Annotated in this window: 13 protein-coding genes; 5 read left to right on the top strand and 8 right to left on the bottom strand. The window is 71.5% G+C overall.

Annotated features, from left to right (window positions below; translation table 11 throughout):
- The coding region (locus TR48_RS06085; RefSeq protein ID WP_161789781.1) for a transglycosylase domain-containing protein at positions 1-1,377 on the top strand (1,377 nt) is incomplete at its 5' end.
- Between the two features lie 4 nt (positions 1,378-1,381).
- Here the strand turns inward: TR48_RS06085 and TR48_RS06080 are convergent.
- From TR48_RS06080 to TR48_RS06050, 7 genes are all read right to left on the bottom strand, one after another.
- The gene (locus TR48_RS06080) at positions 1,382-2,257 is read right to left on the bottom strand and encodes a polysaccharide deacetylase family protein (RefSeq protein WP_236652028.1); all 876 of its coding nucleotides are present in this window, start codon (positions 2,255-2,257) and stop codon (positions 1,382-1,384) included.
- Between the two features lie 235 nt (positions 2,258-2,492).
- Positions 2,493-4,703 (bottom strand): collagenase, encoded by a 2,211-nt coding sequence (locus TR48_RS06075; RefSeq protein WP_084728875.1) that lies wholly within the window; start codon positions 4,701-4,703, stop codon positions 2,493-2,495.
- A gap of 172 nt (positions 4,704-4,875) precedes the next feature.
- Positions 4,876-5,823, bottom strand: a complete 948-nt coding sequence (locus tag TR48_RS06070; protein ID WP_042364830.1) for a LysR family transcriptional regulator — start codon at positions 5,821-5,823, stop codon at positions 4,876-4,878.
- A gap of 167 nt (positions 5,824-5,990) precedes the next feature.
- The gene (locus tag TR48_RS06065; protein ID WP_042364829.1) at positions 5,991-6,254 is read right to left on the bottom strand and encodes a hypothetical protein; all 264 of its coding nucleotides are present in this window, start codon (positions 6,252-6,254) and stop codon (positions 5,991-5,993) included.
- 155 nt (positions 6,255-6,409) lie between these two features.
- Positions 6,410-7,369 carry a prolyl aminopeptidase gene (gene pip / locus TR48_RS06060; RefSeq protein WP_042364828.1) on the bottom strand — a complete coding sequence of 320 codons (960 nt, stop codon included), beginning with the start codon at positions 7,367-7,369 and terminating at the stop codon, positions 6,410-6,412.
- 41 nt (positions 7,370-7,410) lie between these two features.
- Positions 7,411-8,601, bottom strand: coding sequence for a glycoside hydrolase family 3 N-terminal domain-containing protein (locus TR48_RS06055; RefSeq protein WP_161789780.1), 1,191 nt, complete (start codon positions 8,599-8,601; stop codon positions 7,411-7,413).
- 122 nt (positions 8,602-8,723) lie between these two features.
- A complete protein-coding gene (locus TR48_RS06050) occupies positions 8,724-9,425 on the bottom strand; it encodes a hypothetical protein (protein WP_052442429.1) in 702 nt (233 codons plus the stop codon).
- Between the two features lie 90 nt (positions 9,426-9,515).
- On the opposite strand from TR48_RS06050, the gene TR48_RS06045 reads away from it, so the two are divergent.
- The 3 genes from TR48_RS06045 to TR48_RS06035 all read left to right on the top strand — a co-directional run bounded on the left by TR48_RS06045 (position 9,516) and on the right by TR48_RS06035 (position 11,630).
- Positions 9,516-9,875: a VOC family protein gene (locus TR48_RS06045; RefSeq protein ID WP_042364884.1), complete on the top strand. Its 360-nt coding sequence runs from the start codon at positions 9,516-9,518 to the stop codon at positions 9,873-9,875.
- Between the two features lie 43 nt (positions 9,876-9,918).
- Positions 9,919-10,746: a hypothetical protein gene (locus TR48_RS06040; RefSeq protein ID WP_152627816.1), complete on the top strand. Its 828-nt coding sequence runs from the start codon at positions 9,919-9,921 to the stop codon at positions 10,744-10,746.
- A gap of 125 nt (positions 10,747-10,871) precedes the next feature.
- On the top strand, positions 10,872-11,630 hold the full coding sequence (locus TR48_RS06035; protein WP_161789779.1) for a G1 family glutamic endopeptidase: 759 nt from the start codon (positions 10,872-10,874) through the stop codon (positions 11,628-11,630).
- A 113-nt stretch (positions 11,631-11,743) separates the two neighbouring features.
- On the opposite strand, the gene TR48_RS06030 is transcribed toward TR48_RS06035, so the two are convergent.
- On the bottom strand, positions 11,744-13,873 hold the full coding sequence (locus tag TR48_RS06030) for an MMPL family transporter (protein ID WP_042364824.1): 2,130 nt from the start codon (positions 13,871-13,873) through the stop codon (positions 11,744-11,746).
- Between the two features lie 159 nt (positions 13,874-14,032).
- Between TR48_RS06030 and TR48_RS06025 the strand changes: the two genes are divergently transcribed.
- Complete coding sequence (locus TR48_RS06025; protein WP_042364823.1) at positions 14,033-14,578, top strand: VOC family protein; 546 nt, start codon at positions 14,033-14,035, stop codon at positions 14,576-14,578.
- The last annotated feature ends 41 nt before the right edge of the window (positions 14,579-14,619 follow it).

Here is a 14,619-nt window from a genome sequence, read left to right as displayed (position 1 = left end):
GGCCTGGTCCAGTCGCCGTCGGCCTACGACCCGGTGCAGGACCCGGCGGCGGCGCTGACCCGCCGCAACGAGGTGCTGGACGCGATGGCCACCTACGGCACCGTCAGCAAGGCCCAGGCCACCGAGGCCAAGGCCACCCCACTCGGGCTCAAGGTCACCGTCCCCAGGACCGGCTGCATCACCGCCGTGCCGGGCGAGGAGTTCTTCTGCAACTACGTCGAGCACGTGCTGCTGGACGACCCCGTCTTCGGCGCGACCCCGCAGGCCCGGCAGGCCCTGTTCGACCAGGGCGGACTGCGGATCAACACCACGCTCAACCCGCAGGACCAGTCCGCGGAGGAGCAGGCCATGCACGGTCACGTCTACGCCAGTGACAAGGCCGTCGCCGTGTCCAGCATGGTGCAGCCCGGCAGCGGCCGGATCCTGGCGATGGCGCAGAGCCGCCCCTTCGGGACCGGCGACAACGAGACAGAGATCAACTACAACGTCGACGGACTGCACGGCGGCGGCGAGGGCTTCCAGACGGGCTCGGTCTTCAAGGCGGTGACGGCGGCCACCGCGCTGTCCCAGGGCTACCCGCTCAGCTACCAGATCGACTCCCCCGCCCACGCGGACTACCCGGCGATGACCGACTGCAACGGCGTGGTCCACCCGGCCGTCGGCGGCGACGAGAACGACACGCCGACCCCTTACGGGGAGATCACCATGGTCAAGGCCATGGCCGACTCCGTGAACACCTATTTCGTCCCGCTGGAGGCCCAGGCGGGTCTGTGCAACGTCGTCCACATGGCGCAGAGCCTCGGTCTCGGCAGCCAGGGCATGGTCGACTCCTCCGGCACCGCGCTGGAGCCGATCGCCCAGGCGCAGTCGCTGACCCTCGGTGTGAACGACCTGACCCCGCTCCAGATCGCCGACGCCTACGCGGCCTTCGCCGCCAACGGTACCTACTGCGCCCCGACCGCCCTCACGTCCGTGACGAACGCGCAGGGCAAGAGCCTGCCGGTGCCCTCGGGCGACTGCCACCAGGTGCTCTCGCCGAGCGTGGCGCAGCAGGTCAACACGCTGCTCCACTCGGTGGTCTCCGACCAGGGCACCGGCGCCACCATCGCGATCCCGTACTCGGACGCGGGCAAGACCGGCACCACCAACAGCGAGGCGCAGGCCTGGTTCGCCGGCTACACCGCCGAGCTCTCCGACGCCACCGTGGTCACCGACCCGAACCACCCGTTGAACTCCCTCAACGGCGTGGACATCGGCGGCCAGAGCTACGACCCGGCCTACGGCTACCTCACCGCGGGGCCGATCTGGCACGACGCCATGACCAGCGCGATGAGCGGCCTGCCGAACAACCCGCTGGGCTTCGCGCCCGCTCCGTGAGCCGTCAGACGTAGTGGGTGATGTCCGCGACGGTGAAGCCCTGGCCCTGGATGTGGCGGTACAGGTTCGCCATCATCTGCACCATGGTCTCGCCCTTGAGCTGCGCCGGACCGCGGAAGTGGCACAGGATGATGTCGCCGGGGCGAAGCCGGTGCGAGGCGGTCTGGTACTGCATGTCGTGGATCTCCATCGACTCCTTCCACAGCATCATGCCCCGCAGCCCGGCCTCCTTCACGGCGGCGACGGTGGTGGCGTTGTAGTTGCCGCCCGGCGGCCGGAAGATGTACGGCGTCGTGCCGTACTCGCGCTTCAGCTTCTCCTGCTGCCCGGCTATCTCCTCCAGCTGACGCGCGGCGGACAGCCTCGGCATGGCGAGGGGGTGGGTCACGGTGTGGTTCTGGATCGACACGAACCCCGTCGCGAACAGCTCAGCGAAGTAGCGGTAGTCGTCCTTGATCAGGGTGTCCGCCAGGCTCAGGGTGAGCGGGATCTGGAAGTCCTTGACCATCTGGATGAAGGCCGGGTCCTTCTCCACGCCGTCGTCGATCGTGACGAAGACGACCTTCTCGGTGATCGGGACGCGCGAGAAGACGAGCGGGTGCGCCGCGCTCAGCGTGACGGGCTTGACCGCGGGCGGGGGCGGTGCGGGCGCGAACGGCTTCAGCCCCGGGTAGCGCCGGGCGATCAGCTCGGCGTCCACACCGCTGCCGGCGGGCGCACTCGCCGAGGCGGTCGCGGACGGACCTGACCCCGCGGCGTCGGAGGAGGGCTTGCCCCCGGTGCTGCCGCACGCGGTCGCGAACGAGCCCAGGGAAGCGAGAAGCGCCGCGCCGCCCAGAAAGCGCCGACGTGACCACGAAGGTGTCCAGATGTCCGTCACAGGTCAGAAGCTCTCATGCCGCACACAGCAACTTCAAACCACCCTGCCACAGGGTGGCTGATCACAACCGATTCATACCGCGCAGCAGACATGCCGAAGCCGCCGGGCCCACCGCTCCACCTCCGCGCTGTCCGAGGCGGCGGGCGGCGTGGAGCTGAGCGACAGCTGACCCAGGCCGCACCCTCTCGCCCCGGCGTCGGGAGGACCTCGCCTCCCGACGCCGGGGCGAGCGGGCTCAGGGCCGCCGTGCCTTGACCGTGACGCGCTGGGAGGCGGTCGAGGTGCGGCCGTTCGAGTCGGTCACCGTGAGGGTGACCAGGTAGCTGCCCGGCTTGGCGTACGTCTTGGTGGGCGCGGCCGCGGCGGAGTGGGTGCCGTCGCCGAAGTCCCAGGCGTACGAGGTGATCCGGGCCTTGCCGACGTCGCTCGACCGCTCGGACAGCCGCAACGTCAGGCCGCTCGCGACGGCTCGGAACGCGGCGGTCGGCGAGCCGGCGCCCGCGCAGGCGCCCGCCGCGCAGGCGTCGAGCCAGTGGTCGAAGTCGGCGTCGTAGCGCGTGCCGAGACCGGCGTAGACGGCGTAGCCTCCCTTGAAGTCGCCGACCCGGAAGCGGGCCAGCATCTGCTGGACGACCGCGGGGTGCTTCTCGACCATGTACCGGACGGCCAGGTAGCCCCACGGGTAGGTGCGGGTCACGTCGCTGTTCTCGTAGGTGTTCTGGAACAGCGTGCTCAGCGCATAGGTGTGCTTGGCCGCCTCGGCGACCGCGTCGGTGTCGGTGACGCCGCGGTAGGTGTAGGAGACGTACTCGGCCACGCCCTCGATCCACCAGACGTCCGGCACCGTCGTCTCGGCGGAGAAGTCCCCGAGCATGTCGTACCGGCCGTCGAGGTCGTGGGTGAACTCGTGGTTGAGGTTCCAGACCCGGGCCGTGAAGCCGTCGGCCTTCGGCTCCTGGTAGACGATGGACATCGGCCGGTTCTTCGGGTCGGTCGGGTCGCCGGTGAGGGTGATGCCGCCGTTGTCGGTGTCGATCCCGAAGATCGCGCCCGCGTAGGTCCGGTAGTCGCCGGGGCTGGCGAACACCACGAACGTCACGGTGTTCTCGTACTGGTGGGGCAGTGCCCGGGTCCGCTGGACCAGCTTCTGCACGAACGGGTCCTCCCCGCGCAGGCTGGCGCAGACGGCCGCAAGGTCGGCGGGGGTGAGCGCCTGGGCCTGGATCGTGTGGGTGGCGTCGCAGGTGTGGCTGATCGGCAGGGCCGCGCGGGTCAGTTGCCGGGTCAGGTCGCAGACGCCGTAGTAGCCGCAGTCGGCCTGGTCCTCGCCGGCGGCGAGGCCGGCCACGCCGACCCAGAGCGGCGCGGTCCGGCCGGTGATCGAGGAGACCTCGAGCAGCCCCTTGACCAGCGGCCGCACCGTGCCCTGGAGCGCCGGGTGCTCGACGAAACGCGCGGTCTCCACCCCGGCGTTGGCGTCGAGGAACGCGTCGGCCGTGCCGAGCAGGGCGGTGTGGTGCAGGGCGAACGCGTCGAGGGTGCGGATCACCGACGGGTCGGCGGTGACGGCGGTGACGAAGTCCGGGAACTGGTGGCCCCGGTACAGCGGGGTGAAGACGTCGTTGACGAAGTTCACCATGTACCAGGAGGAGTCGTAGGCGGCGCTGTAGCCGTCCAGCACCCGCTGGTACAGGCCGAGATAGCGGGCCTGGAGATCGGCGCTGTCGGTCAGCACCACGACGTCTCCGGCGACCTCGCCGTTCGCGTCGCTGACGTCGCCGAAGTGCGGCGAGGCGGCGAAGGCGTCGATGCCGCGGGCCACCGCCGAGGTGAGGGCGGCGTCGTAGGCGCCCACGTCGGCGCCGTCGTTGTACTGCACGTAGTAGCCCGCGCGCAGGAAGAGCACCAACTGCCAGATGCCCTTGGAGTCGTCGCCCGCGTACCCGGCCGCGGCCGCCGCGAAGGCGTCGGCTATGGAGGTCATCTGGCTCTCCCGGAACACCGCGCCCGCACCGGGACCGGTGATGCCGAAGAGGGTGTTGACGCAGTCGGTCGTCGAGGACTCGACGAAGGAGACCAGCGCCGCTCCGGTGCGGCCGCCGAAGTCCGCGGGGGTGCAGGAAGCCGTCGCGGGCTGCACGGCCGTCCCCGGCCGCGACGTCGGCGACGTCGGCGGGGCGTGCGGCGGGAGCTGGGCCGCGGTGAGGCGTCCGGTCTGCACCGCCGCCCGGTCGCCGGTCCCGCCGGTGCGCGCCGCGGTCGGCGGCAGCGGGCGGGCCCGGCCCACCAGGGATTGCGCGTCACCGAGGCGTGCGTCACGGATGTGCGCGGGGCCGGGGTCGGCGGTGGCCGCGGCGAGGCTGGGCGCCGCGAGCAGCCCGACGCAGGCCGCCCCCGCCATCAGGGCGAGGGCCAGTCTTTTGGACAGGGGCAATCGGTGACGCATCGTCACTCCTTCACGGGCGGTGCACGGATGCGCCTCGGAGCGGGAGCTGAGGCGTGTGTGGCACCGTCTCACCGCCCCCCGCGGCTCCACAATGAGGTGTGACATAGCATATGGCGGCGAACGGACATAACGCCGAGGCCGTCCAGTCGGCCTCGCGGCCGGCCTCGCGGGGTCAGCCTCGCGCCGCCCAGGCCTGAAAGTGGGCCGCCTGCGCGATCAGGTCCCGGTAGGACGCGGTCGCGGCGGCGTGGAGCGACTCCGCCAGCTCGTCCGGCACGCCCTCGCTCCGCCAGGCCAGCAGGTAGCGGCACCACAGCGGGGTGCCGGCCAGGGGCTTGACCACGACTCCGGCGATCGGCCGCAGCGTCGCCTGCACCACCGAGACGCCCAGGCCTTCGGCGATCATGTGCTGCAACTGGAGCTGGTCGCCAAGGAACTCGTGCACCGTCGCGGGGGCGAAACCGGCCCGGGCACAGGCCGAGTGGAACACCCCGGGCCAGCCGGCGCCGTCGTCGGGCGTCACGAACCAGGCGTCGTCGGCCAGTTCGGCCAGCTCGATCTCGCTCCGGTGCCGCAGCCGGTGACGGGCAGGCAGCGCCACGAAGGACGGCTCGGTCACGATGCCGCGGTGCCGGACCGCGTCGGAGTGCCGCAGGTCCAGGCCCGGGTAGTCCGCCGCGACGGCGGCGTCGAGTTCGCCCTGCTCCAGCAGGCCGACGATGTCGGCGGAGGAGTAGACGCTGCTCACCCGCAGCCCCACATCGGGCGCCCGACTGCGCAGTCGGGACACCAACCCGGGCAGCACGGGCGAGTTGGTGGCCGCCAGCCGCAACGTCCGGCACGCCTCCGCGGATGCCGCCTCCCCGGGCGGGTGGCCGCCGATCGCGTCCATCCGCGCCAGCACGTCCCGCGCCCGGCCGAGCACCTCCGCGCCGTACGGCGTCGGTTCCACCCCCCGGGGGCTCCGCTCGAACAGCGCCTGCCCGAAGTGCCGCTCGATCCGCCGCAGCTGCGTGCTCATGGCCGGCTGCGAGTAGCCGAGCCCGGCGGCGGCGCGACTGACGCTCCCCGCGTCCGCGATCGCGCACAACGCCCGCAGATGCCGCAGCTCCAACTCCACCCGCGCCCCTCCGTCCCCGGCCGACCGGGCCGGCTCCGATCGGGACCGACCGGACCGGACGCTCATGGAGCGTAGCCAGCGGCGGGCCGCCCCCGGACCCGCCGATCGGCTGCCCGGACGGACTCGGCGGGGGGACGCACAGGGGTCGGTCAGGGGTGTGTGGTGCGTCAGGGGAGCATGCCCAGGCCGCCGACCGCGCCGGGCAGCATCCCCAGTGCCGTCGGGGCCATGCCGATCCCGCCGGTGAGCGCGCCCGCGCCGGTGAGGGCGCCGCCGGTGACCAGCTTCGTCGGCGACATGTTCTGCGACAGGTGCTGGACGTCGTGCGGGGCCCCCGCCGCGTCGGCGGACGCGGGAGTGGCGGCGCCGAGAGCGGCAGCTCCTGCGGCGAGTGCGGCGGTGGCGAGGATGCGACGGCGGAGATTGGTCATGCATGGCCAACGATCCGCCGCCGCCGGGGGCAACGCCCGCGGGCGAAGAACAGCACGTTCGGGCCAGCAGACCCCAGGCCGCGGTCAGCCTGAGCGGCGGACGGGATGAGCCAGCGGGACGGCGCTCAGCGGGAGGGCGGTCAGCGGGACGGCGGTCAGCGGTCCTTGAACTCCTCGATGGCGGTTCGGACGACCTTGCTCAGCGCCTCGCTGCCCGCGTGGCCGGAGTCCTCGATGATGTGGAGACGGGCCTCCGGCCAGCCCTTGGCCAGCTCCCAGGCCGTCTGCGGCGGGGAGCCCATGTCGTGGCGGCCGTGCACCAGCACCGTCGGGATGCCGGCCAGTTTGTGGGCGTCACGCAGCAGTTGGTCCTCCTCCAGCCAGGCGCCGTTGCTGAAGTAGTGGGCGCAGATCCGGACGAAGGCGATCTGCGCGTCGACCTCCCGATCGCTGTACATTCCGGGCACCCCGTTGGGCTCGCCCGAGATCACCGCGTCCTCCCAGGCGAGCCAGTCCGCGGCGGCCTTCTCCCGGACCGCGCGGTCGGGGTTCTCCATCAGCCGGGCGTAGGCGGCGAGCAGGTCCCCGTCGCGTTCGTCCTCCGGGACGCCGTCGCGGAACCGCTCCCACGCCTCCGGATGGAAGCGGGCCGCGCCCCGATAGAGCCAGTCGAGCTCGGAGCGGCGCGTGGTCGTGACGGCCGGGATGACCATCTCGGTGACCCGCTCGGGATGCTGCTGCGCGTAGGCCAGGACCAGGGTGGAGCCCCAGGACCCGCCGTTGAGCAGCCAGCGCTCGATGCCGAGGTGCTCGCGCAGCCGTTCCATGTCGTCGATGAGGTGCTGCGTGGTGTTGAGGCTCATGTCCGCCGCCGGGTCGCTGGCGTGCGGGGTGCTGCGGCCGCAGTTGCGCTGGTCGAAGCGGATGACGCGGTAGCGCTCCGGGTCCCAGGCCCGGGTCGGGCGCTGCGGAGCGCCCGAGCCCGGCCCGCCGTGGACGTTCAGGGCCGGCTTGCCCTCGGGGTTGCCGAGCTGTTCGTAGTAGATGCGGTTGCCGTCTCCGGTGTTGAGGTAGCCACTGTCGTAGGGACCGGTCGGAGGGTAGAAGTCAACCATGACCACCGATCCTAGGCGGCACGGGCCGCGCGGCGGTTCGGTCAGCAGAGGTTGACGTGGCGGACGGCCAGCACCTGCCCGGCGGCGTCGATGAGGCGGGCCCGGGGGAGATGGCCGCTGCCGACGGCGTCGGTGATCGCCGTGGAGATCGCGTTCGTCTCGCCGCTCACGTTGGAGACGAGGCCGAACATGACGAGGTCGGCCCCGGAGTTCAGCGCCTGGACGGCCGCCGCCGGGACGCCGAAGCCTGCCGCGGAGACGGCCTTGGCGGTCAGCGAGTCGGTCATCACCAGGCCGTGGAAGCCCAGTTTGCCCTTGAGCTCGTAGGTGATCTGGGTCGGCGAGAGGCCGCCCGGATTGGTCGCCAGCCCCGGAACCGTGGCGTTGGACATCATCACAGAGGGGGCCCCGGCGGCGATGGCCGAGGTGAAGGGCGGGAGGGCGACGGTCTTCTCCGTCGCCCACGGCAGGGTGTGCGCGGGCCCGTCGTCGGTGTTGTAGCTCGCGCCGCCGAGGCCGGGGAAGTGCTTGAGTACCGGGATCACCCCGGCCGAGCGCAGGCCGTTCATATAGGCGACGGTGTCGCGGGCCGCGACCGCCGTGTTGCCGCTGAAGGAGCGCCAGCCGTCCGGATCGGTCGCGCCGGGCGCGACGTTGCGGCCGTCGACGTCGGCCACGGGCGCGAGGTCCACGTTCACCCCGGCGGCGGCCATCTTCTTGCCGACGGCGGCCACGTTCGCCTGGATCTGGGCCGCCGTCCAGTGCGCGCCCATGTAGGACGGCCAGGGCAGCGATCCGACCAGGTTGGCCATCCGCTGGATGCCCCCGCCCTCCTCATCGGTCATCACCAGCAGTCCCAGCCGCCCCGGCACGTGCGAGCGCAGCGTGGCGAGCTGGAAGCCGAGGTTGGACGGGGCGGAGCTGCCGAAGAGCAGGACCGCTCCCGCCCCTGCGGCGACCTCCGTGGTGACGGCGGAGGGCGTGGTCTCCGGGACGGGGACCGCGATCGTCATCATGGCCAGCCGCTTGTTGGACCAGGTGGCGAGTTGACTCGCGTTCGTGCAGGTGGCGACGGTGTCGGCCGCGGGTTCGGCGGCGGGCGTCCGCACGGTGTCACCGGCGAGGGCGGCGGCGCAGCCCGAGAGCAGCATCGCGAAGCCGAGGGTGACGGCGGAGGCCTTCACTGGCAGTCCGCGCGGGTGGGGGGTGGCGGGAGCGGGATGCAGTCTCATGGCTGGCTTCGTTCGAGGAGGGACGGATGGAGACCGGGCGAGGCGAGTGTGCCGCAGACAGAGCGCGTCGTACATATGGCGGGTCGTATCCAGAGTGCGCCGCCGGGCCGCCGGACGACCAGTCAGGAAAGGATGTTGATGGCCCGGGCGATCACCAGACCGACCACCACCAGCGAGACGGCCGCCTGCGTCATCATCAACAGCTTGGCCCACGGCTTGATCGCGGACACGTCGGTCGGGCTGAACGCCGTCGCGGTCCAGAAGGCCAGCGACAGGTAGTCGACGTAGACAGGCACCCAGTCCGGCGCCCCGTAGCCGCCGCGCTGCATCTCCGGGAAGACGAACGCCGGGTTCGCGAAGGGCTGGTGCGCGCGGGCCGCCGCGCCGCCGCGGTCCAGGTCCCAGTACCAGAGACCGAAGGCGATGATGTTGGTCGCCCAGATCACCCCGCCCGTCGCGAGCAGGCCGATCGCGTTGTTCGCATACAGCTTGTTGTTCGTCAGGATCTCGGCGACGAGCTTTCCGGCGGCGAAGAGGTTCGCCGTGGTGATGGCGATGATGAGCAGGCTGGTGACCACGCGCAGCCAGGTACGGCGCCGGTCGATCCGCCCCGGGTCCCCGACGATCAGCGCCGCCAGCAACGTGAGGACTGCCGCCGGCACCAACCAGCGCGGCGAGGTCCGGTACGCGGCCGGCAGGGCCACGTGCAGCGCCGCTGCCACCAGCACCGCGAGCGCCACCGGCCACCAGTGCTCACCGCGCTGCGCCGGGCCGCCCTCCGCGGCCGACGGGGTCGGACCGCCCTGCTCAGGAGCCGTTGCCACGGCTCATTGTCGGCGGCGGACGCGAGAGGTCCGCGCTGCGACACGCACGCGGACCGGCTCGGCGTGCCGTCGCGCTGGCAGGATGACGGCATGGAACGTGTGCTGGGAATCGGTGGGTACTTCCTGCGGGCTTCCGACCCGGAGGCCCTCGGCGCGTGGTACCGGGACTGCCTGGGCCTGGACGCGGACGAGAACGGCGTGTGGCGGCAGGAGGCGGGCCCGACGGTGTTCGCGCCGTTCGAGGCCGGGACGGACTACTTCGGCTCCCGCGCCCAGCAGACCATGCTCAACTTCCGGGTGCGCGACCTGGACGCGATGCTCGCTCAGCTGCGGGCCAAGGGAGCCGACGTGGCCGAGGAGACGCAGGAGATGGAAGGTGTCGGCCGGTTCGGCTGGGTGACCGACCCGGAGGGCAACCGGGTCGAGCTCTGGCAGCGTCCCGTGCAGTAGGTCCGGGGGCTCGCCCCGGGCGCACGGCGCAGGGGAGACGCTCATGAACGCAGGAAGACCGCACGCGAGAAGATCCGGACGGTGGCTCACGGTGGCGGCGGTCGCGGCTGCCACCGCGCTCGGCTTCTCGGGGACCGCCTGGGCGGGGGGTGCGCTGCCGAGCGGGACCGCGGTCTCCTCGACGGTGGCCCAGGGATACAACTACACCACGTCGTACGACTACTGGTCGGTCGCCGCAGTCCAGCCGTCCTCGGGCGCGAACTACGGGCTCAGCCTGCTGAACGCGGGCGGGGGCCCCGTCGGCGGCAGCAACCTGGGGGCGAACCGGACCAACTTCGTCGCGGTGGACTCGAACGCGGGCACGAATCCGTTCGGCACCTGGTACCCGCAGGTCGTCCAGCACACGGCGGGCTCGTACTGGGTCGAGGCGCAGTACGGCGCGAAGGTCACCACCATCCCGACGCCGACCCACCACGGCACGACTGGAGCAGGCGACCCCGACATCGCCTTCTCCGTGCTGAACGGAAATCAGGTCGCGTCGATCTCGGACATCTACCTGACCGCGGGCCAGTCCTTCTGGGCGAGCACGCCGACGGCGGCCCAGTCGCTCTACCTGCTGGAGGCCACCCCGGGCCAGTCGTCGACCTACACGCAGGGCCGTGGCACGGCCGCCGCCGCGCAGAGCACCAAGGTGGTCGACAACTGCACCCTGTACACGGCCGAGCAGACCGGCTGGCACGCGCTGGTGCTCGTCGGGGACGCCCCGCTGACCGGCAACTCGCAGGCGGGCATCGCGATCGGCATCCACCAGTACGACCCGTCCCAGCCGAGCTCCTGCCCGATGGCGGACTTCCCCGGCCCCACACCCTGACCACGCCGCGTCCACGAGACCCACGCCCGCGTCGAATAGTCACACAAACAATCCCCTCGGCCATTGACATGGCCAGGATCAGTCTGAATTCTCTGTCGCACCGCCAGAACGCCTGAATGACAGGCATGTTGACAGGGGAAACCATGCGCCGCACCATCTCGGCCGCGCTCCTCACGCTCGGCCTCGCCGCCACTTTCACCGTCCCGGCCGTCGGCACCGCCTCAGCGGCCGGGACGTCCGCCCCGGCGCCGCACCTGAGCCACCGGATCGACCGCCACGCGAGCGGCGATTCCAACTGGGGCGGCTACGCCGTGACCGGCGGCACCTACCGCACCGTCACGGGCGACTGGACCGTCCCGGCGCTGGACTGCTCGGCGACTTCGGGGGACATATCCTTCTGGTCCGGCCTCGACGGATGGAGCAGCAGCAGCGTCGAGCAGATAGGCCTCGACGCCGTCTGCACCCGCAAGGGCGCCGTGCAGTACAACCCGTGGGTCGAGATGTATCCGGCGAACTCCATCTACTTCACCGAGACGGTCAAGGCCGGCGACACCATGACGTCCTCGGTGACGACCAACGGCAGCGGCTCGTTCACGCTCACCCTCGCCGACCCGACCCGGGGCTGGACCAAGACCTACACCAAGACGCTGGCGAGCGCGCCGCTCAGCTCGGCCGAGGTCATCGTCGAGGCGATCGGCAGTGCCGGCATCCCGGCCTGCCCCGACTTCCACCAGGTCCAGTTCAGCGACGTGACCGCCAACGGCCAGGCGTTCGCCTCCGCCGGGACGGTGAACACCACCAACCTCGAACGCGGCGGCGTCCTGCTCACCCAGGACGGCGCGCTCAGCGGCACCTCCTTCCCGGTCTCCTGGCTGCACGCCTGACCAGGCCGGGCCCCAACCCACGAACGACGGCGCACGAACGACAGCGCGGCAGCCGCGAGTTCGCAGCTGCCGCGCCGTGTGCCCGGGACGCCCTCACGTCCCCGCGGTTCGCGTCAGCGACGCTGCCCGCTGCGCTGCCGGGACCGGTTCGGCACCCGGCCCGCGGCGACCACCTCGTGCTCCGCGCCGCGGCCGAGCCGGCTCGGCCACCAGAGCCGGTGGTCGAGGTCCATGGCCAGCGCCGTCACCAGGACGGATCGGACCACGAAGGTGTCCAGCAGGACGCCGAGGCAGACCGCGAAGCCGATCTCGGCGAAGCTGACGATCGGCAGCGTGCCCAGCACCCCGAAGGTGCTGGCCAGGATCAGACCCGCCGAGCTGATCACCCCGCCGGTCGCCGCCAAGGCGGCCAGCGAGCCCGTCCGGGTGCCCCGGTGGGCCGACTCCTCGCGCACCCGCGTCATCAGGAAGATGTTGTAGTCGATGCCGAGCGCGACCAGGAAGACGAAGACGAACAGCGGGAACGCGTTGTCCTCGCCCTGGAAGTGGAACAGGTGCTGGAAGGCGAACGCGCTGACGCCCAGCGCCGCCGCGAAGGACAGCACCACCGTCAGGATCAGCACGATCGGCGCCACCACCGCCCGCAGCAGCAGGCCGAGGATGAGCAGCACGACCACCAGCACCAGCGGGATGATCACCTTGTTGTCGTGGTCGGAGGCCCGGGCCACGTCCAGCTTGACCGCCGTGTCGCCGCCGAGCAGCGCGTGCGCGCCGGGGACCGCGTGGACGGCGGCGCGGGCCGCGTCGACGGTGTTCTCGGCCGCGGTGCTGTCCGGCGCGTTGGTCAGCGTGCCGGTGAAGTAGGCGAGATCGCCCTTGACCTTGGGCGTGGTGACGCCGGTGACGCCGGGGACGCCCTTGAGCGCCGTGACGACCTGGTCGGCGGCGGAGGCGTCGGAGACCACCTGGAGCGGCGAGCCGGTCCCCGCCGGGTAGTGGGCGTCGATCACGGACTGGGCGGTGATCGAGTCCGGCTTGTTGGTGAAGGTGCCCATGTCGCTCAGGCCGTTCGCCTTCAGGCTGAACAGGCCCAGCGCCAGCGCGCCCAGCACCACCGTGGTGCCGATCCAGACGAACCGCGGGCGACGCGAGATCGAGCCGCCGACGCGGGCCCACAGACCGGTCTCGGTCGGCTCGGCGGAGCCGAAGCGCGGCCGCGACGGCCAGAAGACCCAGCGCCCGCAGATCACCAGCAGCGCCGGCAGCAGCGTCAGCATCGCCAGCAACGCGACACCCACGCCGATGGCGCAGACCGGGCCGAGGCCGCGGGTGGAGTTCATCTGGGCGGCCGTCAGGCAGAGCATCGACACCGCGACGGTCGCCGCGCTGGCCAGGATGGCCGGACCGGCGCGGTGCAGGGCGGCGGCCATGGCCTCGTGACGGTCCTCGTGCCGGCGCAGTTCCTCCCGGTAGCGGGCCACCAGCAGCAGCGCGTAGTCCGTTCCCGCCCCGATCACCAGGACGGTCAGGATGCCCGCGCTCTGTGCGTTGACGGTCAGTCCGGCATGGGTGGCCAGCAGGTAGATGACCGCCTCGGCGACGGTCAGCGCCAGGCCCGAGGAGATCAGCGGCAGCAGCCACAGCGTCGGGCTTCGGTAGGTGAGCAGCAGCAGCACGATCACGATGCCCAGGGTGGCGTAGAGCAGCGTGCCGTCGATGCCGGTGAACGCCTTGCTCTGGTCCGCGCCGAAGCCGCCGGGCCCGCCGACGTGCGCGACCAGCCCCGGATCGCCGTGGTTGGCCGTCGCGCGCATCGAGTCGACCAGCGAACCGATGTCGGTCCAGCCGCCGTTGGACAGGTTGATGACGACCGCCACGGTCAGCGCCTTGCCGTCCTGCGACGGCTGCGGCGGCGTCTCGGGGCCGACGACATGGTCGAGCTTGGCGAAGGTCTGCGCGTCGGACGCGGCCTTGGCCTGGTCCGCCGCGGTGATGCCGCCGTCACGCGAGTAGACGACGATGGTGGGCATGGTCTGCGTGGAGACGAACTGTCCCTGCAGATTCACCACCTTCGTGGACTCCGCATTGCCGGGCAGCCAGCTCGACGTCTGGTTGTTCTCGGCGCCGTTGAGCTTTCCGGCTAATTGGCCGAGCGCCATCAGCAGCAGGATCCAGACAGCCAGGATCACCCACTTGCTGCGGCGTCCGGAAGGGAGGGCGGCAAGCCGCCGGGTGAAGTTCATCAGTAGGTAGCCCCCACTAGAGACAGCGCTGGTCAGCGCGTCAAGCGTGACGGGGCCCACTCGATTCCCGGTCGTGAACCGGTCGTGTCCGAAAACATGGCCCGCAGGCGGCGGGCCGCGGGTGAGGCGCGGCGGAAGGACAGGCGGGACACTGGCGACATGAACGCCCCCGATCCCGCGACCGTGGCCGCCCGGGCCGCCGAACGCGAGCGGCTGCGCGCCGCCCATCTCCTCCCGCGCGGGCGCCGGCCCGCATCCTCCGCACGCGGTATCCACCACACGGCGCTGATCAGCAGCGACGTGGAGCGGACCATCCGCTTCTACCAGGACCTCCTGGAGTTTCCCCTCACCGAACTGATCGAAAACCGCGACTACCCGGGGTCCTCGCACTTCTTCTTCGACCTCGGCAACGAGAACCTGCTCGCCTTCTTCGACTTCCCCGGCCTGGACGTGGGCCCCTACGCCGAGGTGCTGGGCGGCTTGCACCACATCGCCATCTCGGTCGAGCCCGGACGCTGGCGAAGACTCCGGCAGCGGGTCGCCGACGCGGGCGTCGCCCACGAGGTGCACAGCGACGTCTCGCTCTACTTCCGCGACCCCGACGGCGCGCGCATCGAACTGATCGCGGACCCGCTGGGTGAGATGTACGGCAGCGAGATCCTCGAACCGCGCCCGGACGCCGAGGCGGGCCCCGAAGCGGACTGAGCGGCTCCGCCGAGTTGTTCCCCCGGGTGGGTGGGTTCAGG

Source organism: Streptacidiphilus neutrinimicus (genome assembly GCF_000787815.1).
GTDB classification, from domain to species: Bacteria; Actinomycetota; Actinomycetes; order Streptomycetales; family Streptomycetaceae; genus Streptacidiphilus; species Streptacidiphilus neutrinimicus.
This window is presented reverse-complemented; position numbering and strand designations above follow the sequence as displayed.